Origin of the sequence: Actinosynnema sp. NPDC002837, assembly GCF_040295345.1 — a bacterium.
In the GTDB taxonomy this organism is placed as follows: domain Bacteria; phylum Actinomycetota; class Actinomycetes; order Mycobacteriales; family Pseudonocardiaceae; genus Actinosynnema.
In genome coordinates, this window is sequence record NZ_JBEOVG010000015.1 from 1 (window position 1) to 26,418 (window position 26,418).

The window sequence follows — 26,418 nt, forward strand, 5'->3', positions numbered from 1 at the left end:
GGGGGGGGGGGGGGGCGGGGCGGGCCCCCCGGGCCCGCGCGCGCGGGGCCGCCCGGCGGGCGTCAGTGCGACAGGGTCGCGGTGGCCGGGGTCCAGCGGACGCCCTTCCAGGTGCCGTCGGCGGTGGTGCTGCGACCGACCACGACGCCGTGGTTGTTGATCGCGACCGGCGTGCTGTAGGCGCCGCCCAGCGAGTCGAGGTAGGTGACCTGCCCGTCGCGCCAGATGAACGCGCGGGTCGACGAGTGGTCCGGCGACGAGGTGTGCCCGAGGATGTCGCCGCGCTCGTTGATCGCGGTCGCCACGGACGGCGCGGGCACGCCGAGGTCGACCTGCTTGCCGCCGGCCGGCCACAGCACCGCGCGGGACATTCCGTTGTCCAGCACCCAGCCGACCGCGTCGCCGCGCTCGTTGAGGGACTGCTCGCCGTGGGCGAGCCGGCCGCTCTCCGACAGGACGGTCAGCTCCTCGCCGTCCCAGCGCAGCGCCACCATGCCCCGGTTGGCGACGATCACACCGGCCTCGTTGATCGCCTCCGGGCCGTACGTGCCGTAGCCCGGACCGGGTGCCAGCTCGGTGCACACGCCGTCGGTGCAGCGGAGCGCGGCGAACTCCTGGAAGGAGGCGTAGGCGTAGCTCGTCGCGACGACACCGGCGTTGTTGATCGCGTACGCCGACACGTGATCACCGGCCACCGGCAGCTCCAGGTGCCGCTCCCCGTCCCACACAGTGGCGTGTTGCTCGCCCCGGGCCGACGTGGCGTACGACATCGGCACGCTGCCGTCGTCGTTGATCACCTGCGCCAGCGCCCACGCGGCTCCGGGCGGCGAGATGGCCTGCCGCTGACCGCCGAACCAGACCCACGGCTTCTGCGTGTCCGGCACGCCGTCGGAGGTCAACCCGAGCACCTGGCCGGCCTGGTTGATCGCGCCGGCCAGACCGGGGCCGAGATCCGTCGCACCGCCGCGCGGCGACCACAGGATCGCGCGCGTCGGCGCGTTGCCCTGCGCACTGCCGACGACCTGGCCGAGGTCGTTGACACCGGTGGGGTAGTAACTGGGGTTGCCGGGCAGGCCCGCGACGCCCGCCAGTTCGGCGATGACGTGCGTGGCGGACGCGACCGCCGCGGGAGTGGTGGCCAGTGGCAGGGCTGTCGCGAGCGCCAACACGGCCAGCGACGCGCGTAAGTCGGGCATGATCGCTCCGTTGCGAGTATGTCCTGAAGTGGTACTGGATCGATCAACAGTAACCCCGGCGCGCCCCCGACGGTGACGGCCGGACAGCGCAACGGTCCACGGAAACCCTTGCGCCGCACGGAGGTTCGCGGATCGCCGAGTCCTGACGCGGCGCTCGGCCGGGCGACGGCGCAGGACCGTCGGATCAATGCCGGTCGGGCGCCCTGATATCGGCGATGCCACTTTTCAAACCTGTCCACCAACCGGCCGTTGACGTTGTGAAAACTTCTCTGCACCAAGCAAGAGGACACACCGGGTTGATCGGTTCAGTTGCTCAAGGAGCCCGCGTCTCGCCTTCGTACCCGCGGTACGTCCGTGCCGTCAGAGGACAGCACAACGTCCTGAAGTAGCCGATAAGAGGACGCAAGCCTCCTGGTTGCAACCGCGCGGTCCGGCTACGGACTGAGAGCCCGTTGTCTATACCTTGCTCGCCACCACCATGTAGTTCTCGGCCTCAAGGTTAAACGTGCTCATTTCCGTCTGGAGTCCGACCCGGTGCAACTCGACTTCGAGTTCTTCGTATCGGTACGGCCAGCTCGACAGCAGTTCCGAGCGGGCAATAACCGACCCAGCCGTATCCACTTGCGCGATCGCAATCTCGATGTGGTGCTCGTCCTCCCAGTTCGGCGCAATGTCCCAGCGGTAGACCACGACGGCATCGCGACCGTTCCGGCGGACGAGTCGGTCACTGATGTCCAGTCGGGAACCTCTGGCCCTCACGAGTTCCCAAGTGCGGGAGGTGAGTACCAAGCGCCCGCCATGGCGCAGAAGCCGTGACATCGACTCCAGAGCAGCAACTCTGCCTCGCGCGCCCTCGGCATGGTGCAGCGAGTTGCCAACGCAGAACACCATGTCGAAGGTGTCGTCATCGAAATGGTCGGGCAACTCATGCCAGTCCGCCCGCACTGTCCGGACAGATGCCCTGAACTCCTCAGACAACTCCGCAGTCCGACGAACCATCGCTTCGCTGGCGTCAGTTGCGACAACGTGCATGCCAAGACCGGCGAGGCCAACCGCCAACTGTCCGGTTCCGCACGAACAATCGAGGACGTGCGCGTTCGACGGCAGGAGACTGAGGACGTCATCGAACGACGAAGCGAACTCGGCCGGAGCCAGCTTTGCATCTGAGATGAGCCACTCGTACACCTCGGCAAGCGCGTTATAGCCACTCACAACTACTACCTCCGTCACGCGGCAGACTCACGGTGGTCATCAGTACATCAGCGGGGCAAGTCGGTCACCAATGGTTTTCGCAAGGGCAACGCGTCCGCGCATGCCGCTGAGGGCGCTTCGCCAGCTCTCAGGCGGATCGTCCCCGGCAGGACTTGGCCAGCCGGGGACGATCGGTCTGGCTCGGTTATTGGACTGTGCCGACGACGGGCATGCCGAGGTCGACCTGGCGGGTGATCCGGGTGAGCCGCAGCGCGTCGGCACGCTTGTCGCGCAGGCACTGGAGCGTGAGGTCGACCCCCTCGATCTCACCCAGCCAACCGCGGCCGGTGCTGCCGATCGTGGCGATCACGAGGGCGGCCCGGTCCGACCGCTGCCCCAGTTCGCGGGCCAGGGCGTCCAGGCCCAGGGCGCCGTCCGCACCGGTGTCGACCGGCACGTGCGGCAGGCGCAGCATCCGGGCGATCTTGGGGACGGAGTAGTGCGCTTCCGCCGAGGCGTACAGCACCGCGTCCGGGTACCGCTCCCGGCCGACGTAGGCGGCGAACAGGTTGGCCTCCGTGCCACCGTGCGCCACGTGCCCCGAGACCTCCCCCGGTACGCCGGCCGCGAGATCGGCGAAGAAGGCGACGACGGCGTCCTCGAACGGCTTGGAATCCAACCCGTACTCGCTGCTCTGGCCGGGACTGCCGGCGTTGTTGAGGTGCAGCGACAGGAAATCGGCCAGAACGCCGTAGTCGAAATCGAGGTTCACCGGGAACCCGAGCATCGTTTCCTGCCGCTTCCGGACCGACTCGGCGAACCGCCGCAGCAGCTCCACGTCGCCGTCTTCCGTGCCGCCGGCGCTGTGCTCCGGTATTCGCAACTCCGCAGGTGTGAGCATGGTGGCTCTCTTCGCGCGGCGGGTGTGTTCGGGGTGGTCACCACGAGCTTGTCGGCGCTTCCCCGCGTCCGACGGTACGAGCACTCCGTCGGTGCCACAACTCGCGTTCTCGATGTGCGAGTACCGTTTCCGGGTGGACGATTCCCTTTCACGGGGAAACGTCGTACCGGACCGCCCGCAGAAACGGGTGAAGCGCGACCGGGTGAACCGCGCAGGGGCCCGTTTCCGCCTCATCGGGCCGGGAACCCGCCCACGGCCGGGCACCGCGTCTACGTCACCGACGAGTCGTCCAACACCGTCTCCGTGATCGACACCGCCGGCAACAACCGATCAGGACCACCAAGGTCGGGAACCCGCCCCTCGATGTCTCGCCCCGGTGGCCGGGCCGACGTCGCCAACACCGGCTCCGGCACCGTGTCGGTCATCGACGCCAAGAGCGGCGAGCCCGCCGACCCGTTCGCCGTCGGCAAGCGGCCCGAAGGCGTGGCCGTCACGTCCTGACCCGGTGCCCGGCTTCCACTTCGCGCTGCCCGCGCCGGTCCTCGGCCTCGCGGCCCTGACGTCCGTACGACCACGCGACCCGCGCCATCGCGCGCCCGACGGGGTCGCGCACTTGGCCTGTCACCTGCACAGGTGCAACAGTCCGACGAGGGAGTCGTTCCGCTTGCGGGCCGGGATCACCGGACCCATGCTCTGTCGGGGAAGACGGCCGGCTGGCAGTCGCGACGCCGGTCGCGTCCGCCGCGCCCGCGACGAATCGGTCTTCTCCACGAGGAGTGACGAGGTCCATGCCCCACCTGGGTCCGTCCGAGCCGCGCGCCGCCGAGGGCGTCACCGTGGTCATGTCCGTTCAGCGGAACGAGGGCGACCTGGCCGCGGCGGTGGACGACCTGGTGTCCACGTTGGACCGCGTGGGTGAGAGGCACTGCGTGCTCCTCGTGCTGGCCGACGACAGCACCGTCACCACCGGGGACGTCGCGGACGGGTTGGCCGACCGCTACCCGGACCGCGTCAAGGCGGTCCGCCACGAGCCGCGGCGGGGCGGGGAGGCGTTGCCGCGCACGGCCTTGGCGGCGGCCCTCGCGGAAACCGATCATCGGCGGATCTTCCTGACCGACGGCCGCTTCGCCGCCGCGCACCTGCCCACCCTGCTGGCGGTGGCGCGCGAGGAACGGGCCGACCTCGTTGTCGGGTACCGGCGCGACCGCGTCGACCTGCCGCGGCGCGGGATGTCGTGGCTGCGGGCGGTAGTGTGCCTGGTCCTGCCTCGCCGTCGCCGCCCGGGTTCGGCTTGTCACCTCGTCGACCGGCGCACGCTGACCGACCTGGACCTGACCGCGCGGTCGGCGCGGGTGGAACTGCTCGCCGAGCTGCGCCGGCGTGACGCGAGGATCCTGACCGTCCCCGTCCGGCACGTGCCGGACGGCGACCACGGTGGCCCGCTCACGGGCCTGCCCGACGTCCGGGAAGGGCTTGCTCCGCCCGGGTCCGGTCCGCCGCGTGGCCGGCACGCCCCGCGACCCGGTGCTGCGCGCGGTGGTGCTGGCCGCGGTGGTGCTGTCGGTGGGCGCGTGCGCCGTGGTGGCCTCGAAGGGGATGACGCTGGCGTATCCGGACGCGGTGTCGCACTTGCTGATCACCCGCCGGGTGCTCGACGGGTCCACGCCGGGCGCCGCCCAGCTCGGCGGGGTCTGGTTGCCGCTGTCGCACCTGCTGGCACTGCCGCTCGTCGTGGACGAGTCCTGGTACCACGCGGGCGTGCTGCCGAGCGCGATGTCGATGTGCGCCTACGTCGCCGCGGCGGGCTGGCTGTACCGCATCGGCCTCGCGCTCACCGGGCGGCGCGGCGGCGGGATGACGACGGCGCTGGTGTTCTGCGCCAACCCCAACGTCCTGTACCTGCAGAGCACGCCGATGACGGAAGCGCTGCTGCTGGCGTGCCTGGCCGCCGCGACCTGGCACCTGCTGCGCTGGTGCCGGGACGACGGCTACCGCCACCTGCTCGCGACCGCCGTCGCCGTCCTCGGCGCGACGCTGGTGCGTTACGAGGGGTGGGCTTTCCTGGCGGCCGTGGCGGTGGTCGTCGGGGTGTGTTCCCGGCGGCGGTCGAGGACGAAGCCGGACCGGTCGGCACTCGTGCGGGCCGACCTGGTGTTCTTCTGCTGCCTGGCGGTCAGCGGCGCGGTCGGCTGGGCGGTGTGGAACGCCGCGATCTTCGGCGACCCGCTGAACTTCGTGCGCGGCGAGTTCGCCAAGCCCGCGCTGTGGGTCCACGCGGACGAGGCGGCGGTCGGTGACTGGGCCGCGTCGCTGTGGACCTACCTGCACGCCATGCGGTACGACCTCGGCCCGGTGGTGCTGGTGCTGTCCGGGGCCGGACTGGTCTGCTTCGCCTGGCGGACCAGGTTGCGCGACGAAGCACTGGCGCCGTTGCCGCTGCTGGTGTTCCTGCCGTTCTTCGTCGGCGCGCTCCACTCCGGACAACGACCGCTGCACGTGCCCGAGATCGGCGGCGACCTCTACAACGTCCGGTTCGCGCTCGTCATGGTGCTGCCCGCCGCGGTGTTCACCGGCTACCTCGTCGTGCTGGCGGACCGGGCGCTGCTCCGATCCCTGCCCGCGGTCGCGGCGCTGGTGGGCTGCGCTCACCACGCACTGACCGGAACGGCGACGCTGAACGAGGCCGGCGCCTTCCGCACGAGCGCCGCCGAACGCGTCAACGCCCAAGCCGCGGCTTGGCTGCGCGAGCACTACGACGGCGGTCGGGTGCTGATGCAGTCGTGGAGCAACGAAACCGTCAGCTTCAAGTCCCGGGTGCCCGCGGACCAGGTGGTCTACGAGGGCAGCTTCCGCCAGTGGGAGGCCGCGCTCCACGACCCCGTGGGGCAGGGGATCCGCTGGATCCACCTGCGTCGCACGCCCGGCGGTGAGGACGAGGTGTGGCGACGCCTGCACGACAGCCCGCTGATGCACGACGAGTACGAGCCGGCCTATGCCGATGACCACCACATCTTCTACCGGCGCGTCGAGGCCGGAGTACCGGGGCGGCACACCCCATGAGCGATCCCCGAGCGGGGCGGCAGACCATCGCCTACGTCTTCCCGGTCTACAACGAGGCGGAGAACATCGAGCTGCTGCACCTGACGGTGTGCCGGGTGACGCAGCCGCTCGCCGACCGCTACGACTTCACGTTCATCTACGTGGACGACGGCAGCAAGGACGACTCCGCGAGCCGCCTGCAGGCGCTGGCCGACGGGGACGACCGCGTCACCGTGATCGAGCTGGCGCGCAACTTCGGCCACCAGACCGCGGTCACCGCGGGCTTGGACCTCGCGGACGCCGACGCCGTGATCATCATGGACAGTGACTTGCAGGACCCGCCGCGGGTGAGCCTGGACCTGATCGAGAAGTGGCGGCAGGGCTACGAGGTGGTGTACGCGCAACGCCGCTCCCGCGGCGACTCGACGTTCAAGAAGGTCACCGCGAGCGCGTTCTACTGGGTGCTGCGCAAGATCGCCTCAGTCGACATCCCGCGCGACACCGGCGACTTCCGGCTACTGGACCGCAAGGTGGTCGACGAGCTGCGCCGGTTCCGCGAGCGCGACCGGTTCCTGCGCGGCCTGGTCAGCTACATCGGCTTCCGCCAGACCGGGGTGCTGTTCGACCGCGACGAGCGGCACGCGGGCACCACCGGCTACCCCCTGGGCAAGATGCTCCGACTGGCCGCCGACGGCCTCCTCGGCTTCTCCGTCGCCCCGCTCAAGCTGATCAGCCGGCTCGGGTACGGCATCTCCCTGCTGAGCTTCCTCGGCATCCTCTACACGGTCGGGGTGAAGGTCCTGGCGCCCGAGACCGCGGTGCCCGGGTGGGCGTTCACCGCCATCGCGATGTTCTTCCTCAGCGGTGTGCAGATCACCATGCAGGGTGTGCTGGGCAGCTACATCGGCCGGACCTACGCCGAAGCCCAAGGGCGACCGCTCTACACCGTCTCATCGGTGCGCACGGCCGCCGGTCGACGCGCACCGGCGCAGACCACGCCGGACCGGGGCGCGCAGTCGGACGACCGGGTCCTGAACCGGTGAAGCCGAGCACCGCCACCCGCCTGCGCTTCGGCGTGGTCGGTGTCGTGAACACCCTCGTGGACCTCCTCGGCTACACCTGGCTCGCGCTGGCGGGCGTACCCCTGCTCGCGGCGAATCTGATCTCCACCTCGACGGGCATGGTGGTGAGCTTCGCGCTCAACCGGTCGTTCACCTTCCACGCCCGGTCCGGCGACCTGCGCGCCCAGCTCGCGCTGTTCGTCCTGTGCACGACGTCCGGGCTGTGGGTCGTCCAACCGCTGGTGATCACCGGGACCGGGCACCTGTTCGCCGGTCCGGGATCCCTGACCGCGGTCACGGGACCCAAGCTGGCGGGCCTGGCGGTCGGGCTGGTGTGGAACTACGTCCTGTACCGCAAGGTCGTCTTCCGCCCTCGGCGACCGGTCGGAGAAGGGAGCCACAGCACGCATGACGACCAGGTCTCCACGACACCGGGCGGGCCGTCCCGTCCTTCCTGAGCGGTACAGCGCCTTCCGGCTCCTCGGCCGCGGACAGGCGATCGCGCTCGCGGTGACATCCGCCGTCCTGGCGTGCGCGCTCCTGGCCGGGACCTTCACCACGACCGCACCCCGACCGCTGTGGTGGGCGCAGGCGTTCGTGACCGCGACGACGGTCGTCTACGTGGTGGTGATCTGCTTCCGGTGCCTGCTGGTGGCCGCCGGTCCCGGCGCGCGGATCATCCGGGTGCGCGCCGAGGACCTGACCGCCGCGCAGCACCTGCCGCCCTACACCGTGCTCCTCCCCCTGCACCGGGAGGAGGTGGTGCTGGCGGGCCTGGTCGACACCGTCCACCGGCTCGACTACCCCGCTCACCGGCTGCAGGTGCTGCTGCTGGTCGAACAGGACGACGACATCACCCGCCCGGCGCTGGACCGCCTGGAGCTGCCGCCGGAGTTCGAGGTGGTGCTCGTGCCCGAGGGCGGTCCGCGCACCAAGCCCAACGCGTGCAACGCGGGCCTGGCCCGCGCCACCGGCGAGCTGTGCGTGATCTACGATGCGGAGGACCGACCCGAGGTCGACCAGCTGCGCAAAGCGGCGGCCGCGTTCGAGGCGCAACCCGACCGGGTCGTGTGCGTGCAGGCCGAGCTGGCCTACTGGAACCCCTGGACGAACTGGCTGACCCGCAACTTCGCCGCCGAGTACGCGTTGACCTTCGCCTTGGCGCTGCGCGGGCTGGACCGCTTCGGGCTGCCGATCCCGCTCGGCGGGACGTCCAACCACTTCCGGGTCGACGCCCTGCGTGCGCTCGGCGGCTGGGACCCGCACAACGTCACCGAGGACGCCGACCTGGGCGTGCGCATCGCGCGCCGCGGCTGGGACGTGCGGATCTTCGACTCGGTCACCTACGAGGAGGCCAACAGCGAGCTGGGCAACTGGATCCGCCAGCGCAGCCGCTGGATCAAGGGCTACTGCCAGACCTGGCTGGTGCACATGCGCAACCCGTGGCGGCTGCTGCGGGAGCTGGGGCCGCGGGGGTTCGTCGGCTTCCAGCTGACGTTCGGCTTCACCACCGTCACCACGCCGGTCAACCCGCTGTTCTGGTCGCTGACGTGCCTGTACCTGGTGGCGGGACCGGAGCGGATCGAGCCGCTGTTCCCACCGGCGGTGCTCTACGCGGGCACGGCCGCCATGCTGGGCGGCAACCTCGCCGTGCTGTACCAGTTCATGGCCGGGTGCATGGAACGCGGCCTGCACCGCGCCGTGCCGACCATGCTCACCGTCCCCCTGTACTGGGCGCTGATGAGCGTCGCCGCGTACAAGGCGCTGGTCCAGCTCCTGCGCCCCGACAAGCGCCACCACTGGGAACTCACGCGGCACGGCCTGGTCGGCGATCACCAGGCCGACCGCGTTCACGCCAACCAGATCCGGTAGGCCACCACCGAGTGGGCGGGCACGCGGGCGCGCAGCTCGTCGCTCGTCGACGTCTCCGCCTTGGTCCACAGGTCGAACACCCGGTACTCCGCCGCGGACGGCAGGCCGATCGCGGCGGCGGTGGTGCCCATCTCGCGCTCGGCCGACGCCCGGTTGAACAGCACCACCGCGGCCGACCCGTCCGACATCGGCTTCGCCCACACCTCCTGCTCGCCGTCGTCGCGCAGCCGGTGCCCCTGCCGCCCGCCCCAGTCCTGGTTCACCGCGATGAGGTCGCGGTTGAGCAAGATCTCCCTGGTCGCCGGGTCCATCACCCTCAGGTCGTTGCCCGCGATCAACGGCGCGTTCAGCAGCGCCCACATGGTGAAGTGCGCCCGGTACTCGTGCCCGGTCATGCCGCCGTTGCCGACCTCGAGCATGTCCGGGTCGTTCCAGCCGTTGGGCCCCGAGTGCTCCTCCAGCCCGACCTGCAGGTCCAGCAACGCCGTCCAGCTCGCCCAGGTGTCGGCGATGTCGCGGGTCGTGCGCCACAGGTGACCGCCCGCCTGGCGGCCCCAGCCCTCCCACGGGCGCTCGTGCCCCCACTCGCAGATGCCGAGCACGATCGGCCTGCCCGACTCGCGCAGCGCGCGCCCCATCTTCCCGTACCGCTCGGCCGCCGGGCTGCCGTCGTTGTTGCAGTTGTCGTACTTGAGGTAGTCGACCCCCCACTCGGCGAAGCTGCGCGCGTCGACCTGCTCGTGCCCGAGGCTGCCGGGGTAGCCCGCGCACGTCTTCGACCCCGCGTCGGCGTAGACGCCGAACTTCAACCCGCGCTCGTGCACGTAGTCCGCCACCGGCTTGAGGCCGTCGGGGAACTTCGCCGGGTCCGGAACCAACAGCCCCCGCTCGTCCCGCTCACGCGCCATCCAGCAGTCGTCCAGGTTCAGGTAGGTGTAGCCGGCGTCCCGCATCCCCGACGCCACCATCACGTCCGCGGTCTCACGGATCATCCGATCCCCGATGTCGCAGCCGAACCGGTTCCACGAGTTCCAGCCCATCGGAGGCGTCGGCGCCAGGCCCGCCGACGCGGAGCGGGCCGCGAGCGGTGCCACCGCGACGACCGCGGACACCAGCAGTCCCGCGACCGCCACCTGGGCCACCGACCGACGCACGACACCTCCGGAGAAGACGACGTGGATTCCATGGAACCAGGAACACCCGGGAGCGGGAACCCGAGGCTCGGATTTTCACCGTGCCGTGGGCATTACCGCCCCGGTGGAACGGTCCCTGCTGGTGGGCGGCGGGCCGTTCGTGCCGGGATCGCGGCGTACGCGCAGCACGACCGGCCGGCGCGGGTCCGCACGGCCGATCCGCCGGGCGGCGATCACCGACCGGAAGCGGGACCGACCCGTGCGGCGACCCGTTGGAGGATGGTGGTCATCCCACCGACCTCGTCCTCGGCCGAGGTGCCGCCAGCTTCCCGTCCCCACACGGCACTCGTCGGTGCCGCACCTCCCGACCATCCACAATAGACTTCGCGGTGAAACCAGCCGCCGGCTCCGACGTCGTGCCCCGCGCCGGCTGAGCCGCCATTGGGGTGATCGTGCCCGGACCCCCGGCGTCGGGAAGCGCGTGCCGGCATCCTGCCCCGGTGCCCGACTCGTGGAGATCCGTGATCTTCGGTCCGAGCCCTCGCGCCCGCCGCGGCGGTGCCGGATGGTGTGGACATGGTGCGCGTCCTGCTGGTCGACGACCAGGTCCCGTACCGCCGGCTGCTGGCGCGGCTGTTGCGGGCCGGCGGGTTTGACGTGGTGGCCGAGGCCGGGACGGGGCACGAAGCCCTCCTGCTCGCGGCGGCGACCGCGCCCGAGCTGGTCCTGCTCGACGTGCTGCTGCCGGACCTCGACGGGTTCGAGGTCGCGCGCCGGCTGGAAGTGGACCCGGCACGGCCGGCGGTGGTGCTCGTGTCCAGCCGGCACCGGGAGGACTTCGGCGAGTTCACCGGATTGGCGCTGGTGCGCGGCTTCATCGGCAAGGACGAGTTGACCGTCGAACGGCTCACCGAACTCCTCGCTGAGGGCTGATGGTCGGACCGTTCGCCCTGTCGTGGGCGTCGTCCGCGCTGTCGGGTCTCGTCGCGGTGGTCGACGTCGTGCTCGCGGCGACCGCCGGGCGCCAGCCCGCCCTGTGGTACGTGTGGGAGATCGGCTCGCCGCTGGTGTGGGTCGGAGTGGGCGTGCTCGCGGTGGTGATCCGCCCCGACCGGCGGGTCGGGCTGCTGATGCAGCTGCTCGGCCTCATCCTGCTGGTCGACGCGCCGGCCGGCTTCGCCCTCTCGACGACGCGGACATGGGCCGCGGTCGACCTCGTCGTCGCACGGGCCGCGCAACCGTTCCAGGTCGTCGTGTTCGCGCACCTGCTCCTGTCCTACCCCGAGGGCCGGTTGCGCCGACCGCTGCCCCGCGCGTTCGTCGCCGCCCTCTACGCCTACGCCGCCGTCGTCGGCGCCGCGGCCGCGGTCACGACCATCCGGACGATCACCGGGCAGCCGTGGACCGGGACGGACCCGGTGGCCGGTTTCGCGGGCGGCGGGTCGTCCACCGCGATCAACGCGGGCTGGCTGGCGTTCGCGGTGGTCTACCCGGTGCTGCTCGGTCTCAAGGTCCGGCAGGCCAGCCCTGGCAGGCGCAAGACTCTGGCGTACCCGCTGACCTGCGGTTTCATCGTGATCACGTTGTTCGCGCTGACCATGGTGCTGGTCGTGGTCGGCTCGGTGCCCGCGGCCAACCCGTTGTCGGACGCGTTGCCCTACCTCGCCGTGCTGACCATGCCCGGCGCGTTCCTGCTCGGCCTGCTGCGCGAGCGGCTGCGGTACGGCTCGGTCACGGACTTCCTGCGCGCGGTCGAGCACACGCCCATCGGGCGGTTGCAGCCCGCGCTGCGCGAGGCCCTGCGCGACCCGACGCTGCGGCTGGTGTTCTCGCAGGACGGCCGGTACGTCGACGAGCACGGCGAGCACGTGCCCATCGACAACGACCGGGCCGTGCTGCCCATCGGGGGCGACCCGCCGATCGGGCTGCTCCTGCACGACCCGGCGCTGAACGACGAGCCGAAGCTGGTGCGGGCCGCGTCCGTCGCGACCCGCCTCGCCCTGGACAACGCCCGCCTGCACGCCGTCGTGCGGCAGCAGCTCGCCGAGGCCCGGGCGTCCCGGCGGCGCATCGTGGAAGCCGCCGCCGCCGAGCGCAGACGGCTCGAACGGGACCTGCACGACGGGGCACAGCAACGGATCCTGGCCGTGGGCATCGCGTTGCGGCTGCTCCAGCAGCAGCTCGACCCCACCGACCGGGCCGTCACCGAGGCGTTGGAGGAGGCGCACCGCGAGCTGGCCGACGCCATCTCCGAGCTGCGCGAGCTGGCCCGCGGCATTCACCCGGCGGTGTTGACCGAGCAGGGTCTGTCCGCCGCCGTGCGCGCGTTGGCGCGACGCCAGCCGCTCCCGGTCGCGGTGGACGACGCACTGCCCCACCGGGTGCCGCAGCCGGTGGAGACGGCAGCCTACTTCGTGGTCAGCGAGGCGTTGAACAACGTCGTCAAGCACGCGCACGCGACCCGGGCGCGCGTCCGGCTCTCCCTGCGGGCCGACGTGTTGCGGGTCGAAGTGGTGGACGACGGCATCGGCGGCGCGGGGCGCGAGGTGGCCGACGGCAACGGCGCGGACACCCGGGCGGGCAGCGGGCTGCGCGGCCTCGCCGACCGGGTGGCGGCGTTCGACGGCACGCTGTCCATCGCGGACGCCGCCCCGACCGGAACCCGGCTGATCGTGGAGCTGACGTGCGACTAGTCATCGTGGACGACGCCTGGCTGATCCGGGAGGGTCTGGCCCGGGTGCTGACCGCCCACGGGCACACCGTGGTCGGCATCGCCGGGCAGGCCGACGACGTGCCGGCGCTGGTCCAGGCCACGTCGCCCGACCTCGTCATCCTCGACATCAAGATGCCGCCCACGTACACCGACGAGGGACTGCGGCTGGCCGGTGCCCTGCGCCGCCGACAACCGGACCTGCCGCTGCTCCTGCTGTCGCAGTACGCCGAGCCCGGCTACGCCACCGCGCTGCTCGACCTCACCGGCTCACGGCGCTGCGGCTACGTGCTCAAGGAACACGTCCTCGACGCCTCCGAGCTCGACTCGACGCTGGCCCGGCTCGCGGCGGGCGAGGTGGTGATCGACGCGGCCGTGATCGAGGACGTGCTCGGCGACCGGTTCGGCGCGCTCACCAAGCGGGAACGGGAGGTCTTGGCGCTGATGGCGCAGGGGCTGACGGACCGCGGGATCGCCGAGCGCCTGTTCGTCTCCCTCAACACGGTCTGCACGCACGTCCAGCGCGTGCTGCACAAGCTCGACCTTCCCGACGGCGCCGCCGACAACCGGCGCGTGCTGGCCGTGCTGACCTACCTGGACCGGATGCCGGGGAACTGACCCGGCCCCGGACATCACGGTTTTCCGGGACGCCGGCACCACCTCCGCGCTGCCACGATTCGGGCTCGTCCCCGCCGGGCAGAAGGAAGCCGCGATGTCCCGCACACCCCAGGCAGAGCAGGCCGCGCCGCCCGAGCCCTCGTCGCGCGCCGTGACGCGGCGGGCGACCGCGCTGGCCGGACTCGGCTCGGTGGCCGACGTCGCGGCGGTGGCCCAGCTCGTCACGACCGGTTCCGCCTCCGGTGTGCTCGTGGCCGGGTTGCTGTCCGTGCTGGCCGGGTTCCTGGGGCTGGTCCAGCTCGCCGGACGCCCGGTCGGCCGGGGCGCGGCGGCGATGGCGCTGGTGATCGCGATCGGGGCGGGCATGGCCGGCGCCGCGGTCCAGGCCTACTGGACGGGTGGGGGCACCACCACGCCGCCGTCCACCACCGCCGCGACCACGAAGGCGCACCCGACCACGACCGCGTCCACGTCGACGGGCGCCGCCACTCCCGGTTCGGCGTCGACTGCACCGGTCACCACCGCCGGGTCCGGCGAGGTCGTGCGCACCGGGACCGCGTCCCTGCGCGACCAGGACTACCTCGACGTGGAGACCGGCGTGATCGGCGAGGTCAAGCCAGGGGCGAGCGACCTCTGGTACGTCGGCGGCTACCGGGAGCTGTGGACCGCCGGCGGCGGTGAGCAGCCCATCGCGCCGATCACCGGCCAACCCGATGCCGCCGCGTGCGCCGACGAGCTGGCCCGGCGCGGTTACGACCAGGTCGCGATCGGTCCGATGAGCCCCGGGGCGTGGGTGTGCGCCCGCACCGCCGAGGACAACGTGGTGGCCGTCCAGGTCACCGCCATCCCCACCGGCGACCAGCCGCTCGCCATCACCTACACCGTCTGGCACAAGTGATCAGGAGGAGCCCCATGGCCCTGTCCCGTCGCCACCTGCTCAAGGGCGCAGCCGTCGCGGGCGGCACGCTCGCCCTGGCCAGGACCGGCACCGCGCTCGGCGGTGACTTCGGTTCCGCGTCGTGGCAGACCGCCATGAGGGGTGTGCCCGTCAACGGCCTCGCCTTCCGCCTCGGCACCGGCGGGGACGACCTGCGCGGCCCGGAGGGACTCGAACCCGCCAGCGCGATCACCGCGTCGGTGGTGATCAGCAGCTTTGCCGGGCGCACCACGATCACCGGGCAGCTCAACGGCGGGGACGAGGGCTGGGCACCGTGGACGGTGCACGACAAGTGGTTGTCCTTCGCGCGGGCCGGTGCCAAGCCGGTGCTGGCGGAGAACGTCCAGAGCGTGCACCTGCACTGGACGCCCAACCACGTCTGGTCGCCGGACAACTGGGACATGGCCGATATCTCGATCTTCCACCCCAGGGGTGACGACGTCGGCGACCCCGCCTTCACCGGAACGATCCCCGTGAGCCGGTTCGCGCTGATGTTCTCCGGCAGCGGCCGGCCGTGGCACCACAGGTTCAAGGAGAACATCGACAGCGAGGGCGGCCCCGACTACTCCACGACGAACCCCGGCTGGAACCCCGTGGGGCCGCAGCGGAACTGGCGGTGGTGCAATCGCTGCCAGGGCCTCTTCTTCGGCGGCAACAACACGACCGGTGCCTGCCCGGCCGGTGGCGGGCACAACTCGGGTGGCAGCGCCAACTACTTCATGACCAACTACGTGGAACCGCGACCGATCAACGTCCAGTCGAACTGGCGGTGGTGCAACCGGTGCCAGGGTCTCTTCTTCGGCGGCTGGGCGGGCCGGTGCCCGCTGGGTGGTGGGCACAACTGGGCGGGCAGCTCCGACTACACGGTGTTCGTCAACGACGGCGTCAACGTCAGCAAGCAGGCGGGCTGGCGATCGTGCTCGAAGTGCGGCGGCCTGTACTTCGCGGGCAACCCCACGGCCGGCGTCTGCCCGGCGGGTGGCGGCCACGACCCCGGTGCCAGTTGGCAGTACGTCATGGCGTTCACCGCACTCGCCTGACACCTCCATCGGTCCCGTTCGAATCCGGCGAGCCGGCTCGGGTCTGCCGCCACCCATTGAGCGGTGAGGGGCAGTCGCGACCGCGACCGCCCCTCACCGCGGTCTGTTACCACGCTCGGCGACGTCGCCGGCCGACGGCCGATCACGCGTGGTTCTGGGCGTTCACCACCTTCACGGTCAGCTCGCCCCGGTCCTGCACCACGTCCTCGTCACTGTTGTGCATCTTGTGCACGAAGGTCCTGACTTCCCCCTCGGGCACGACGATCGAGTGGCTGCCCGTGTGGTCGAGGTCGTCCCCGCTCTCCGTGGTGTCCTCGTACAGCTTGCCGTGCACGGCGACCGAGATCGCCTTGTCGTCCGCCAGCTGCACGACGACCTCGTACTCGACGCGCATCTCGCCGCCCCACTTGTACTCCTCGTCGAGCTTGTTCACCGGCTTGTCCGGGCTCACGTCCAGCTCGTGGTACCTGGGTCCGTCGGAGTAGGTCTCGTTGTCACCGGCGGACTCGTGGTCGCTGCCCCAGAAGTCGAGGTGGACCTGGGCCATCCGGAACTGCTCGGGCGGCGGGTCGAGCACCAGGTCACCGAGCTCGGTGTCCTCCGCCTCGTGGACGACCTCGACCTCCGCCGAGTGGTGGACGCCCTTGACGACCCGCCACGCCGTGAGCGCGTACTCCCCGAACGGCACGTCGGCGAACTCGAACGCGCCGTCGGCGTCGGTCTTGTCCGCGACCGCCGCGCCACCGGGCAGCTCGACGTGCGCCCCGGCCACCGCTTTCCCGTCGAGCAGCACCCTGCCGCGCACGGTCCCCCTGCTCAGCACCTTCTGCCAGCGGCTGATCCGGCGCACCTCCGTGCGCGCCGCCCGGTACTGCACCGGTTCGACGTGGCCGTAGAGCCCGCCCGTGTCCGGCCCGTCCCACCAGAGGAGGTCGTCGGGGGACACGGCGTTGGCGTCGCCCGTGGTGCGCCAGAGCTCAGAGTCCTTGCCTCCGGCACCGTCGTTGGCGAAGGCGTTCAGCAGCTGGTTGGCGACGTCGTCGGCGCCGTCGGTGAGCAGCACCCCGAACCACCCGCCGTCGTCGTAGGCCAGGTTGTAGATCGTGTCGTAGAGCCACTGCCCGGCCTTCAGCCGCTCCGCGGCGGTGTACTCGTACAGCCCGTCGACGGTGTCGTGCCGCACCTGGGCCCCCGTCTCGACGTCCTTCGGCTCCAGGTCCGCCTGCTGCACGAGTGGTCCCGGGCCTTCCAGCCGGGTCTTGGCCTTCCGGTGGGTGAGCCAGATGAACGAGGAGCACACGGTGGGGAAGGTGCCCGCGGCCCATCCTGCCTCGGGCGGTGCGATCTCGGTCAACCCGATCTCCGCGTTGGTGTAGCAGTAGAACCGGTAGTGGCTCTTCGACTGCTTCAGGCCGCTGCTCTGATCGGTCTCGGGCGCGGTGACGCCTGCGGCGCGGGCCTGCTCGGCGACGTCTCGCAGCGCCTGCCGCACCGTAACGTCCTCCGCCTCGGGGTCCGGCTTGACCACGAGGGGCGGCACGATCTCGAAGTTGCCGTCGAAGGACGCGCCGACCTGGTGCGGTTCGAAGGACGAGATGCTGTAGGGCATGCCTTCGGGCGAGATGAAGTCCTCCCCGTGGATGGCCGCCCCGACACCCTGCGTCACCACGCCGGGCCACAGGTACTTGAGCACCTCGGGGTCGAAGCCGTCGCTGCCGGCGTTGTTCAGCAGGCGTTCCTCGCTCGCGGTCGAGTGGGTCACCTCCTGGTAGTTCCTGGTCATGATCCCGGAGTGGCTGTACTTCTGCGGCAGGCTGACCTGGCGCATCATCCCGCCGATCAGACCGGTGCCGCCGGGGGAGATGACGAGGTCGCCCTTGAGCGCGTTGACGAACCGCTCCGGGATCTTCACCTCTTCGGTGTCGTCGGTGAGCATGCAGACGAGCTGTCCCGCCTCGGCCTGCTCCCGCTCCTCATCGGTGATGTTCTCCGGGTCGCACCAACTCCCCTCGGCGACGCTCCGCGGGCCGATCAGGGCCTGCACCGACGGGCGGGAGCCGGAACCCCGCTGTTGCTCCAGCTCCCGCACCGGGCCGAAGACCGCGTCCAGCACTCGAACGACCGCAGCGCGCGCCTGCGGCGGGTCCAAGGCCGTGGACACGGTCTTCAGGTCGACGGCGAGCGTGCCGGTGACCCCGTCCAGCATGATGTCGGACAGCGGAACGTGGCCCATCAGCCCGTCACGCGGCACGACCCGGGCGAGGTAGGGGCGCACGAGCTGGTCCCACGGCCAGGGCCGCGCCCAGTCGTCGGGCACCACGGGCAGCACCGCGGGGGTCGCCCGTTCTCCCAGAGGCACGTCGAAGGTGGCTGAGAGCCGCACCGGCAACTCGCCGACGTGCCCGGCGTACCAGACCGTGAAGCCCGGGGCGCCGGCAGGCACCACCCCGTCGATCGGGGTGTGCACGCCCACCTTGGCGCTGGATCCGGGCGACACGGTGACGGGTGCCCGGAGCGGGGTGAACGGAGGAGGGACGACCAGGGCGTCCGGGTCTTCGTGGAGCGGCGCGACCGCCATCCGGTCCAGCACAGCTCGCCGTCCTCGACGTTGAACACCGTGAAGCTCGCGGCGAACAACGTGTAGACCTTGTGCGCGAAGACGTCGGCCTTGACGTGCGGCACCGCGGTACCGCGGCGGCGGCACAGGTGGTACGCCGAGTGCACGGTCAGCGTCCTGGCCACCTCGACGCCCGAGTGGGCGACGGCGCACCGCACGTGGAACTGCCCGATCCCCGCGCCGACGTGGTCGATGCCCGCGAAGAAGTCGTGGCGCACCACCGACGACCTCGTCACCAGGAGGTCCGACCCGTCGCCGAAGTCCCACTCGTACCGGGGCTCCCCGGACAGCTGCTCGCCCGCCGTGTGTTCCGGGGCGTTGTCGAACCCGACCGCGAGTTCGACCTCGTAGGGGTTCTCCAACGACTGCCGCGCACGGAGCAGCGGCAGGTGCGGCCGCGCGCCGTTCACCGGCACGAACGACAGCGGTTGCCCGGCCACCTCCAGGTGCACCGTCCGCTGCTCGGTCCGGCCGTCCCGCTCGGCGGTCACGGTCACCCGCCGGGTGCCCTCGCCGGCGAACTGCAGGTACCTCACGTCCCCCGGCAGACCGCGGATCGCGACCCGCGCACCCGTGGTCTCCAGCGGTCGACCGTCCGGGTCGAGCACCCGGACCTCCACGCATTCCCCGGGCCGCGGTTGCGGCGGCGTGCAGGTGATCGAGCCGATCATGTTCTCTGCCATGCCTCTCCCCTGTCCTGTCCGTCTTCTCGGCCAGGGAAAGGCTGCCCGCGCCGCGTCCGCCGAACATCCGTGCGTTCACGGAGATGTGTCGGCGGGGACGCGCTCACCCGGGTCGGCTCCTCGGACGCCCACCGCGGCGAGCTCGACCCGGCCCGACACGCCCAGCTTGGTCAACACGTGCTTGAGGTGGGTCTCGACCGCGCCTCCGCCTCGTCCAGCCGCCCGCACAGGACCAGCAGCGGCGCGAGGTCGGTCGGCATCCCGCTCGGCCGGGCGCAGCGTCGCGACCACCGGCAGACCCGCGAGCCTGCGGCAGAAGCCGCGCAGCGCCAGCAGCGCCGCCGGGTCCGCCCGGTGCAGGTCGTCGACGGCGATCAGCATCGGCCCCGCGGCCGCACGCGCACTCACCGCCGCCACCAACGACTCGACGACGCGGTACGCCCCCTCACCTCCGACCGGATGCCGCGGCACGGGCACCACGGCGTCCGCTGGCACCGCGGCCAGCGCCCCGAAGGGCACGGGCCGTCCCAGTTCGGCGGCCGAGCCGCACGAGGTCCGAAACCCCAGCCGCACGGCTTCCTCGATGATCTGGGCCAGCAGCCTGCTCTTGCCGATCCCCGGTTCGCCGCGGATGAGCAGGACCGCCCCGGCTCCCCGAACCGCGTGATCAAGCACGTACCGCGCCCGCAATGTCGCTGTCCCGGCACACGAACGGCCCGGCGCCCGACTGCGGCGCTCCCCACCTGAGTGCGTCTCCGTCACGTCCGTTCAGGGAGGGCGGTCACCGCTCCGGATACGTCTTCGCCCAGCGATCACCGGTTCGACTGATCGGCCGCCCGGCCGACCTCACCCGGCCGCACCACACTGGGTCACCTGGCACCCGATCGGGCGACGCTCGACCGGACGCTGCCCGGCCGGCATCCGCAAGCGCCACGCTGATCAGCGAGGTGTCGCGCGGTCGGGGTTCGCGCCCGGTAGCCGAACCCTGCGACGCGACAGGCGTGACGGCCTCACCGACAAGCCCTCGAGCAGAGGGCTACCAGGCGTCTCTCAGCAACGACGGTCCCGGCTCGTCATCGTCGTCGTCCCGGGCAGTCCCGCACGGCGGCGGTGTCGGCTCGGCCTCGACGTCCAGGTTCGCGAGCCCGGCGATGTACTCGTCGAGGAATGCCGCCCCTTGCCCGACGAGCGCGGCGCGTTCGGTTTCGGGCAGGCGTTGGAACTCGTCGATCGCGGCGAAGGCCTTGTCCGCCACGGACTCCACCGCCCACTGCTGGGTGAGCAGGTCGCGCGGGGCCGAGCGGCCGGCGACGACGTCCTTCGCGAAGTCGGAGATGGCGCCGTCGTCCGCCGCGGCGAGCACGCGGAACATGTTGTGCTGCGCCTGCACGCCGTCTGCGGTCGCGAACGGGTTCGTCATCACGCTCCCGGGTGGTCGAAGTGGGACCACGGCCAGATCGCGCGCACGCCGTCGCCCTGCGCCCGTGCGGCCTGCACGACGGCGGCGAACCCGTGCACGAGTGCCCGGACCTGGTCGACCGCGGACTGGATCTGGTTGGCGATGCCGATGATCGAGCCGAGGAACTTCGCCGCGCCACCGGTCGCGACGTCCGCGATCGTGCCGATGAACTTGACCACCGCGTTGCCCCTCATCGCGGTGAGCAGCGCGACGATGGCGTCGATCAACGTTTCCAGCAGGACGCCGATCGTCTGGTACAGGTGGAAGGCGGACTCGGCCAGCAGCGAGACCTTCCTGGCCACGTCGTGGCAGTACTTCGCGTGCTCCGCGCAGCCGAGGGCGAACTCGTCGAGCCACCGCTCGGCCGCCGCCGCCGCGTTGCCGTCCCAGGCGTCCTGGATGGCATAACGGCCGCGCTGGACGTTCTTGGCGATGCCGTCGAACGCGGTGCCCGTGTCGGCGATGACGACGCTCTCCCGGTAGATGCCGTTCCAGTCGCCGCTGTAGACCTCGGTGATGCGGTCCAGCGGGCTCCACCCGAGGATCTTCTGCGCGATCTTGTCGGCCGTCGCGGCCACCGAGCCGAAGTCGCCGACCTCGAGCCACTTGCCGAGCTTGTCCTCGACCCCCATCGGCCACTTGTCCCGCAGCACTTCGTTCTCGATGCTCGTCTCGCCGGGGCCGTTGTAGTACCTGGTCTCGACCACGTCGCCGAATCCGCTGGACGCGACGCCCGGCGGCAGTTCGCTCGCCTCGACGTTCCTCGGGTACGTCGGCACCGCCGGGTACACCCGGTCCAGCCGGCCGGCCTCGTCGCGGTCCGTGGTGCGGTAGAACTCGGCCGCTTTGGTCAGTTCGACCGCCGACGAGCCGGCGAGGCTCAGTGCGCGCCGGGTGTTGTCCTGCGCGTGGAAGCGCAGGTTCTCCAGGTGGCCGGAGAGCTCCAGGAAAAGCCCCTGACCCAGGTCGTCGACCTGGTTGTGCTCCAGTGCCTTCAGGTGCGCGGCGATGCCGGAGCTCTGGCGCTGCACGAGCCCGCCCAGCAGCTCGACGGCCTTAGGTGCGACCTTGAAGGAGTCCCCCACAGCCAGATCATGGCACAGCGGCGACAGCGCGTGCGCGTGCAGCACCGGATCACCGCCCGGTGCTCTAACCGCAGGTCGGGTCGTGCGGCCGGCTCTTGGCACCCCACAGGGCCGCTCCGGTCTTCCCGCACGGCGGGAGACATGATCGTGGAGCCGAGCGTGTTCTCCACCTGCTCCCGCCGCGTGACCAGGTCCGACATCACCAGCACCAGCACGTCGGCGAAGGCGTCGTAGTGGCCGAGCACGGCCCCGTGACCCACGATCGCGCGTTTGTAGACGCCGTCCAAGTCGACCCCGACGTGGCCGTACGCGACGAGGCGTGCGCGGGGTCGTCCTCGCGGCAGATGGCATCGCCCGCGGTGAACGGGATCTCGTCAGGCCGGACTCGTAGGCGCTGTGCGCGCTGCCCCAGTGGTAGGGATTGGTGCCGGCGTAGGTGGCGACCTCCCGGTCGGACCAGGTCTCCGCCTCGCGGCCGAGCGACGCGCCCAGCAGCATCACCAGGACCGGCTTGCGGTGGGACTTCCCCATGCTCCGGCACGCCGACGCGCGGCGGCTGCTGCCACCGGAGCGCCCCTGCCCCGCTCCCCATCGCCCGCCGGATCCAAGCCGACGCCCGACTCCTTGGAGGCCCGCGTCGAAGCCGCCGCGGGTGCGGCCCCGATTCCGCCGCGGAACACGGGTTGACCTGGAGCGCGCTCCAGCCACTAGCGTCGCGGCCGTCGATGGCGGAGCAGGTGGAGAACGGAGCACGACGTGCGACTGGGTGTGCACATCAACCGGTTCAACCAGGGTGCGGCGCGGCTCGGTCCCGAGTTGGCCGCCGCCGGCGCGGCGGCCGAGGAGGCCGGGGTCGCGTGGCTGTCGGTCATGGACCACTTCTTCCAGATGGAGCACAACGACGCCGCCGAGGACCCGATGCTGGAGAGCTACACCACGCTCGGGTTCCTCGCCGCGCACACCTCCACCGTCCGCCTCGGCGCGCTCGTCACCGGCGTCACCTACCGCCACCCCGGCCTGCTGGCGAAGAACGTCACCACGCTGGACGTGTTGTCGGGCGGTCGCGCGACCCTGGGCATCGGCGCCGCCTGGTACGAACGCGAGCACCAAGGGCTGGGCGTGCCGTTCCCGCCGTTGGGCGAGCGCTTCGAGCGCCTGGAGGAAGCGCTGCGGATCTGCCTGCGGATGTGGGACCCGGCGGACAACGGCCCGTTCGAAGGCGAGCACTACCGGCTGGCCGAGACCCTGTGCGTGCCCGCGCCGGTGAGCTCGCCGCACCCCGAGGTCATGATCGGCGGCAACGGCGAGCGGAAGACCTTGCGACTGGTCGCCCGCTACGCCGACGCCTGCAACCTCCTGCTCGCGTCACCCGCCGAGGCGCCGCACAAGCTCGACGTGCTGCACCGGCACTGCGACGACCTGGGTCGCGACTACGACGCCATCCGCAAGACCGTGGTGCACCTCGGGGACCTGCCCGAGGACGCCGAGGCGTGTGCCCAGACCGTGGCGGGCTACGCGGGCATGGGCATCGACACCGTCATCCTGCGATCGCCGGACGGCGACCAGGCGGCGTGGATCGAGCGGGTGATCGCCCCGACCACCGGCCGCCTGGCCGAACTCGCCTGACGGGTCACGACCGCCGAGGGGCGGCGGCAACGCCGCCCCCGACGCTTACGGACGTCAGCGGCGGGGTTCGATCTTCAGGTCGCCCGCGGTCACCGCGCGGACGTGGTCGCCGGCGAGCGGGTCGTGCGGGTAACCGAGGACGGGACGCGTCGTGCGGGAGGTCGCCGCGGAGCAGGACCGCACGCCCGGGCCAGGTCACCCTGGCGTGGACCCCGCGGAACCCGGCCGTGGCCGAGCCCTGCCGAGGCCTCCAGCGAGGAATGACCGAGTTCGACGAGCACTTCGACAAGCGCAAGGTTGGACTCGGCTCCTGCGGGCGCCCCTACAGCACGCCCTGCCAGCACGAACACGCCTGCTTAACCGAAATGATCTTGATGTTGATCACAGTTCCACTCGACGGACCTTCGTTACGGAGCGTTACTGGAATCTGACGACAGCGTGAGGCTTGGGCGTGTCGCGGCCCCCATGCACGATGAAGGGATGCCGTCGGTGGGGATCGTTTGCGATGATGCCCCGGTGGACCAGGTGGTGGTTGGTCGAGATGGGCACGCCCTCATCCTGCGCGATGTCGTCCGCGGAAGCGGAGGGGAGATCTGGTCCGTGGACGTCGAGGTCGTCGACGCCGGACTGCGCGCCGAGTCGACTGTGACGTCCCACTATGCCGTGGGCTTCGACGATCTCGTCGAGTTCTTCGCCGGAATGATGGAAAGCTGGCGCGGGTGGGACGGCGACCGGGTTTACGAGTCTCTTGAGCATGAACTCCGGCTCGTGGGACAACATCTCGGGAGCAGAGTCCGCATAGGTGTCGAACTAGCCCAGGCGTCCGATCCCGACGGCTGGTGCGTCCGAGCGACCTTCACGGTGGACGCAGGTGAACAACTCAGCACCGCCGCCCATGACCTCGCGACGCTCCTCGGACCACATCCCTGAACATCGGCGACGCACCGGTCATTTGCGTAGGTTGGATCATCCGAGAGCAGAGTGGAAGTCGGGAATTCCCAGATGGACTGACGTTTGTGGGTCGTCATCGCGCGCATGGCTTCGAGTTTCTGGACGGCGGCTATCGTGGTCTCGATCGCGGCGACTTCCCCCAGCCAGCCCTGCTCTTTGGCCTCCTGCAGGCGGTCGACGAGGTTGACGTGGATCTTTTCCAGTCGCGGCAATCGGGTCGGGTCAACCCGAAGGAGTGGGCACCTGACACAGGCTTCTCTGAACTGACGTCGGTGCACTCAAACGACGACCGCCGGCCGTCCGAGATCGGCAGAACGAGCTGTCTGCGGCGTGTAAGGATGTCGTGGGAGGTCAGATGGAGCCACAAGCGCGGCGCAGGTACGACGTCGTTCACTGCTCGGTGGTCGGCCATGCTCGGTACGGGCTTCTGGTCGAATCCGAGGACGGCGAGCACGGATTCGTGGACAGCTCGTACATCACGGACAAGCCGGGCGAGCCGTGGCCCGCAGTGGGTCGGCGGTTGCGGTGCGTGGTCTTGGGCTATACGAAGGACGGCAGGCTCCGAGTCGCGGCGACGCCCCTGTACGTTGAGATGGTGGCCGCAGCAGACGACCCTGTGACGGCAGTGGATGAGTGGAGTCTGCTGACGGATAGGGGGCGGCGGCACGAGTGAAGTGTCCGCCCCCGTCCGGCATGCCGGTGCATTGTGTGTCGTCAGCTCTGCGTTGATGTGGATGTTGTTCGGCCGGCGAGTGAGGTGAAGTCGGGCATGCCGAGCGCGACCGCGCCGGTGGGGCGTTGGAGCGCGGTGTCAATCTGGGAGATCTTGTCTCTGGCTCCCGTCAGGCTGACTTGCGGTCCTTCGACCTCCCCGAGCCATCCTTCGCGTTTGGCCTCGATAACACGGGCCTCCAGATTGTCACGGATCTCCTCCAGCCGTGATCGTTGCGCCGGGTCAGGCCGTGGTAGTGAAAATCTGACGCAAGCATGCTCATGGACGCAAGGCGATCCGAATGCTCGCGCGCAGATCCCGACGGACACCTTCTGTTTTTCGAAGTGTGCGAAGAAGGAGTCCCGTTCTGGATCGGTCGGGGTCCGAGTTCTGGGCTCACGAGCAGAAGTCGCTCCGTGTCGGTCTTGGACGGCGCGATCTGGAGCAGCGGCACGAGTTCGCCGGTGGAGGGCAGGCGGTATTCGGTGATGCTGTGGTGGCTCAGCTCCAGCATCTCCTCGCAGCGGATCCCGGTCAGGCGCAGGACTTCGATGGTGAAGAAGGACCAGAACGACTCCTCGTCCTCGAAGGACAGGTTGCGCCGCTTGCCGGTGGTCGTGTCCTCGGCCCAAACGTGCCGGCCGATGGATGTGGGGGCGATCGCCCTGCGCAGCGCGCCGTCGGTACCGGGGATCGGTGGGCCGGGCCGGGTGTCCTGGGCTGCCCGCAGCCGTCGCTCCGCGGCGAGGCGGCGTTCGTGGGCCGTTCGTGCCAGAACGGGCAGGACGGGCAGGACGGGCAGCCGCTCGCGGGTGCGCTGGTCCATGCGGGCCTTGCGGTGCTTGAGTTCCTTGGCGCGGCCGATCTCGGCGTCGCTGATCGGGCAGGACACGGCCCACGGCGCCCAGTGGGCGATGTCCAGGTAGAAGGCCCGCACCCGGAGCAACTCGTCCTTGGCGTTGATGCGAGGGCTGGAGATCTCGATCTGCTCGCCGGCGGCGTTGGTGGTGATGCGTTTCTTCGTGCTCAGGTCCTCCTTCCAAGCCCGCATCGTCTCCGGTGGCAGGCGCAGCGTGTCGATGCCCGGCGCGAGGGCCTCGATCCGGGCCCAGAACAGGCCGGCCAGGGTCCGGGAGATCGCATCGATACTGGCGAAGTCCAGAGACGGCTGCCGTTCCCGCAGGTAGTCCACGATCAGGTCACGGACCGGCCCGCACCGCAGCGGATAGCGGTCCACCAACTCCTCGATGCTCAGCCGGCCCGCCGCCAGCCCGAAGGCGCGGACCGCGTGGGGTGCGTCCTCGGGGAAGATGCCCAGCGCACGCAGCCGCAGGCAGAAGTCGACCTTCTTCTGGCCGCCGCGCACGTGCACGCGGCGTTGTGTGTCGGCCAGCTCGACGCAGTCGCCGACGGTGGACTCGTGTCCGGTGAACAGCAACGCAATGGACAGCCCGCGGCCTCGGTGTCGGACACTCCATCGGTGGCGCAGAGCCGGGAGATCACGTCGTCGCCGGGGTCGGACCGCTTGCGGAGTGATCTAGGCCGCCCACCCCGACTGAACGACCTCGCCACGACGCCGGGCCGGCG

Annotated in this window: 24 protein-coding genes and 1 pseudogene; 13 read left to right on the top strand and 12 right to left on the bottom strand. The window is 70.8% G+C overall.

Going from position 1 to position 26,418, the window contains the following annotated elements:
• Positions 1 to 62: 62 nt before the first annotated feature.
• From ABTZ99_RS13715 to ABTZ99_RS13725, 3 genes are all read right to left on the bottom strand, one after another.
• Positions 63 to 1,196 carry a hypothetical protein gene (locus ABTZ99_RS13715; protein ID WP_498779110.1) on the bottom strand — a complete coding sequence of 378 codons (1,134 nt, stop codon included), beginning with the start codon at positions 1,194 to 1,196 and terminating at the stop codon, positions 63 to 65.
• A 456-nt stretch (positions 1,197 to 1,652) separates the two neighbouring features.
• Positions 1,653 to 2,408 carry a class I SAM-dependent methyltransferase gene (locus ABTZ99_RS13720; protein ID WP_498779112.1) on the bottom strand — a complete coding sequence of 252 codons (756 nt, stop codon included), beginning with the start codon at positions 2,406 to 2,408 and terminating at the stop codon, positions 1,653 to 1,655.
• Between the two features lie 184 nt (positions 2,409 to 2,592).
• Positions 2,593 to 3,288: a PLP-dependent aminotransferase family protein gene (locus ABTZ99_RS13725; protein WP_498779114.1), complete on the bottom strand. Its 696-nt coding sequence runs from the start codon at positions 3,286 to 3,288 to the stop codon at positions 2,593 to 2,595.
• A 114-nt stretch (positions 3,289 to 3,402) separates the two neighbouring features.
• Here ABTZ99_RS13725 and ABTZ99_RS13730 point away from each other — a divergent pair.
• A pseudogene (locus ABTZ99_RS13730) lies at positions 3,403 to 3,609 on the top strand (hypothetical protein); the annotation flags it as partial.
• A 42-nt stretch (positions 3,610 to 3,651) separates the two neighbouring features.
• The gene (locus ABTZ99_RS13735) at positions 3,652 to 3,789 is read left to right on the top strand and encodes a hypothetical protein (protein WP_498779143.1); all 138 of its coding nucleotides are present in this window, start codon (positions 3,652 to 3,654) and stop codon (positions 3,787 to 3,789) included.
• On the opposite strand, the gene ABTZ99_RS13740 is transcribed toward ABTZ99_RS13735, so the two are convergent.
• Entirely contained in the window at positions 3,779 to 3,901 is a 123-nt protein-coding gene (locus ABTZ99_RS13740) for a hypothetical protein (RefSeq protein ID WP_498779116.1), read from the bottom strand. The genes ABTZ99_RS13735 and ABTZ99_RS13740 overlap by 11 nt on opposite strands.
• Positions 3,902 to 3,965: 64 nt before the next feature.
• The gene (locus tag ABTZ99_RS13745; protein WP_499611305.1) at positions 3,966 to 4,721 is read right to left on the bottom strand and encodes a hypothetical protein; all 756 of its coding nucleotides are present in this window, start codon (positions 4,719 to 4,721) and stop codon (positions 3,966 to 3,968) included.
• 67 nt (positions 4,722 to 4,788) lie between these two features.
• Here ABTZ99_RS13745 and ABTZ99_RS13750 point away from each other — a divergent pair, with 67 nt between their 5' ends.
• From ABTZ99_RS13750 to ABTZ99_RS13765, 4 genes are read left to right on the top strand one after another with little or no spacing between them, the layout of a single operon-like run.
• Positions 4,789 to 6,348, top strand: coding sequence for a hypothetical protein (locus tag ABTZ99_RS13750; RefSeq protein ID WP_499611308.1), 1,560 nt, complete (start codon positions 4,789 to 4,791; stop codon positions 6,346 to 6,348).
• Complete coding sequence (locus ABTZ99_RS13755) at positions 6,345 to 7,370, top strand: glycosyltransferase family 2 protein (protein WP_499611311.1); 1,026 nt, start codon at positions 6,345 to 6,347, stop codon at positions 7,368 to 7,370. Before ABTZ99_RS13750 ends, ABTZ99_RS13755 begins: the two co-directional genes overlap by 4 nt.
• A complete protein-coding gene (locus tag ABTZ99_RS13760; protein ID WP_499611314.1) occupies positions 7,367 to 7,846 on the top strand; it encodes a GtrA family protein in 480 nt (159 codons plus the stop codon). Before ABTZ99_RS13755 ends, ABTZ99_RS13760 begins: the two co-directional genes overlap by 4 nt.
• A 52-nt stretch (positions 7,847 to 7,898) precedes the next feature.
• Positions 7,899 to 9,260, top strand: a complete 1,362-nt coding sequence (locus tag ABTZ99_RS13765) for a glycosyltransferase family 2 protein (protein ID WP_499611316.1) — start codon at positions 7,899 to 7,901, stop codon at positions 9,258 to 9,260.
• Here ABTZ99_RS13765 and ABTZ99_RS13770 read toward each other — a convergent pair.
• A complete protein-coding gene (locus tag ABTZ99_RS13770; protein ID WP_498779126.1) occupies positions 9,239 to 10,414 on the bottom strand; it encodes a glycoside hydrolase family 27 protein in 1,176 nt (391 codons plus the stop codon). The two genes, ABTZ99_RS13765 and ABTZ99_RS13770, sit on opposite strands and share 22 nt — an antisense overlap.
• Before the next feature lie 555 nt (positions 10,415 to 10,969).
• Here ABTZ99_RS13770 and ABTZ99_RS13775 point away from each other — a divergent pair.
• From ABTZ99_RS13775 to ABTZ99_RS13795, 5 genes are all read left to right on the top strand, one after another.
• Positions 10,970 to 11,326 (top strand): response regulator, encoded by a 357-nt coding sequence (locus tag ABTZ99_RS13775; protein WP_499611319.1) that lies wholly within the window; start codon positions 10,970 to 10,972, stop codon positions 11,324 to 11,326.
• Positions 11,326 to 13,086: a sensor histidine kinase gene (locus tag ABTZ99_RS13780; RefSeq protein WP_499611322.1), complete on the top strand. Its 1,761-nt coding sequence runs from the start codon at positions 11,326 to 11,328 to the stop codon at positions 13,084 to 13,086. Before ABTZ99_RS13775 ends, ABTZ99_RS13780 begins: the two co-directional genes overlap by 1 nt.
• A complete protein-coding gene (locus tag ABTZ99_RS13785; RefSeq protein WP_499611325.1) occupies positions 13,077 to 13,721 on the top strand; it encodes a response regulator in 645 nt (214 codons plus the stop codon). The genes ABTZ99_RS13780 and ABTZ99_RS13785 overlap by 10 nt, the downstream gene beginning before the upstream one ends.
• A gap of 94 nt (positions 13,722 to 13,815) precedes the next feature.
• On the top strand, positions 13,816 to 14,619 hold the full coding sequence (locus ABTZ99_RS13790) for a hypothetical protein (RefSeq protein WP_498779133.1): 804 nt from the start codon (positions 13,816 to 13,818) through the stop codon (positions 14,617 to 14,619).
• 14 nt (positions 14,620 to 14,633) lie between these two features.
• A complete protein-coding gene (locus ABTZ99_RS13795; RefSeq protein WP_498779135.1) occupies positions 14,634 to 15,698 on the top strand; it encodes a twin-arginine translocation signal domain-containing protein in 1,065 nt (354 codons plus the stop codon).
• Between the two features lie 142 nt (positions 15,699 to 15,840).
• Here the strand turns inward: ABTZ99_RS13795 and ABTZ99_RS13800 are convergent, their stop codons facing one another.
• The 4 genes from ABTZ99_RS13800 to ABTZ99_RS13815 form a co-directional block, all read right to left on the bottom strand.
• A complete protein-coding gene (locus ABTZ99_RS13800) occupies positions 15,841 to 18,057 on the bottom strand; it encodes a carboxypeptidase-like regulatory domain-containing protein (protein WP_498779136.1) in 2,217 nt (738 codons plus the stop codon).
• Positions 18,058 to 19,073: 1,016 nt separating this feature from the next.
• Entirely contained in the window at positions 19,074 to 19,673 is a 600-nt protein-coding gene (locus ABTZ99_RS13805; RefSeq protein ID WP_499611330.1) for an AAA family ATPase, read from the bottom strand.
• A 361-nt stretch (positions 19,674 to 20,034) separates the two neighbouring features.
• Positions 20,035 to 20,418: a hypothetical protein gene (locus ABTZ99_RS13810; RefSeq protein ID WP_498779138.1), complete on the bottom strand. Its 384-nt coding sequence runs from the start codon at positions 20,416 to 20,418 to the stop codon at positions 20,035 to 20,037.
• Entirely contained in the window at positions 20,418 to 21,542 is a 1,125-nt protein-coding gene (locus ABTZ99_RS13815) for a hypothetical protein (RefSeq protein WP_499611333.1), read from the bottom strand. The genes ABTZ99_RS13810 and ABTZ99_RS13815 overlap by 1 nt, the downstream gene beginning before the upstream one ends.
• Positions 21,543 to 22,298: 756 nt before the next feature.
• On the opposite strand from ABTZ99_RS13815, the gene ABTZ99_RS13820 reads away from it, so the two are divergent.
• Complete coding sequence (locus ABTZ99_RS13820) at positions 22,299 to 23,168, top strand: LLM class F420-dependent oxidoreductase (RefSeq protein WP_498786806.1); 870 nt, start codon at positions 22,299 to 22,301, stop codon at positions 23,166 to 23,168.
• 54 nt (positions 23,169 to 23,222) lie between these two features.
• On the opposite strand, the gene ABTZ99_RS13825 is transcribed toward ABTZ99_RS13820, so the two are convergent.
• The gene (locus tag ABTZ99_RS13825; RefSeq protein WP_498786807.1) at positions 23,223 to 23,351 is read right to left on the bottom strand and encodes a hypothetical protein; all 129 of its coding nucleotides are present in this window, start codon (positions 23,349 to 23,351) and stop codon (positions 23,223 to 23,225) included.
• Positions 23,352 to 23,684: 333 nt separating this feature from the next.
• Here ABTZ99_RS13825 and ABTZ99_RS13830 point away from each other — a divergent pair, with 333 nt between their 5' ends.
• Positions 23,685 to 24,098, top strand: a complete 414-nt coding sequence (locus tag ABTZ99_RS13830) for a DUF6228 family protein (RefSeq protein WP_498786808.1) — start codon at positions 23,685 to 23,687, stop codon at positions 24,096 to 24,098.
• An 863-nt stretch (positions 24,099 to 24,961) separates the two neighbouring features.
• On the opposite strand, the gene ABTZ99_RS13835 is transcribed toward ABTZ99_RS13830, so the two are convergent.
• Positions 24,962 to 26,269, bottom strand: a complete 1,308-nt coding sequence (locus ABTZ99_RS13835; protein WP_499611338.1) for a hypothetical protein — start codon at positions 26,267 to 26,269, stop codon at positions 24,962 to 24,964.
• Positions 26,270 to 26,418: the final 149 nt, after the last annotated feature.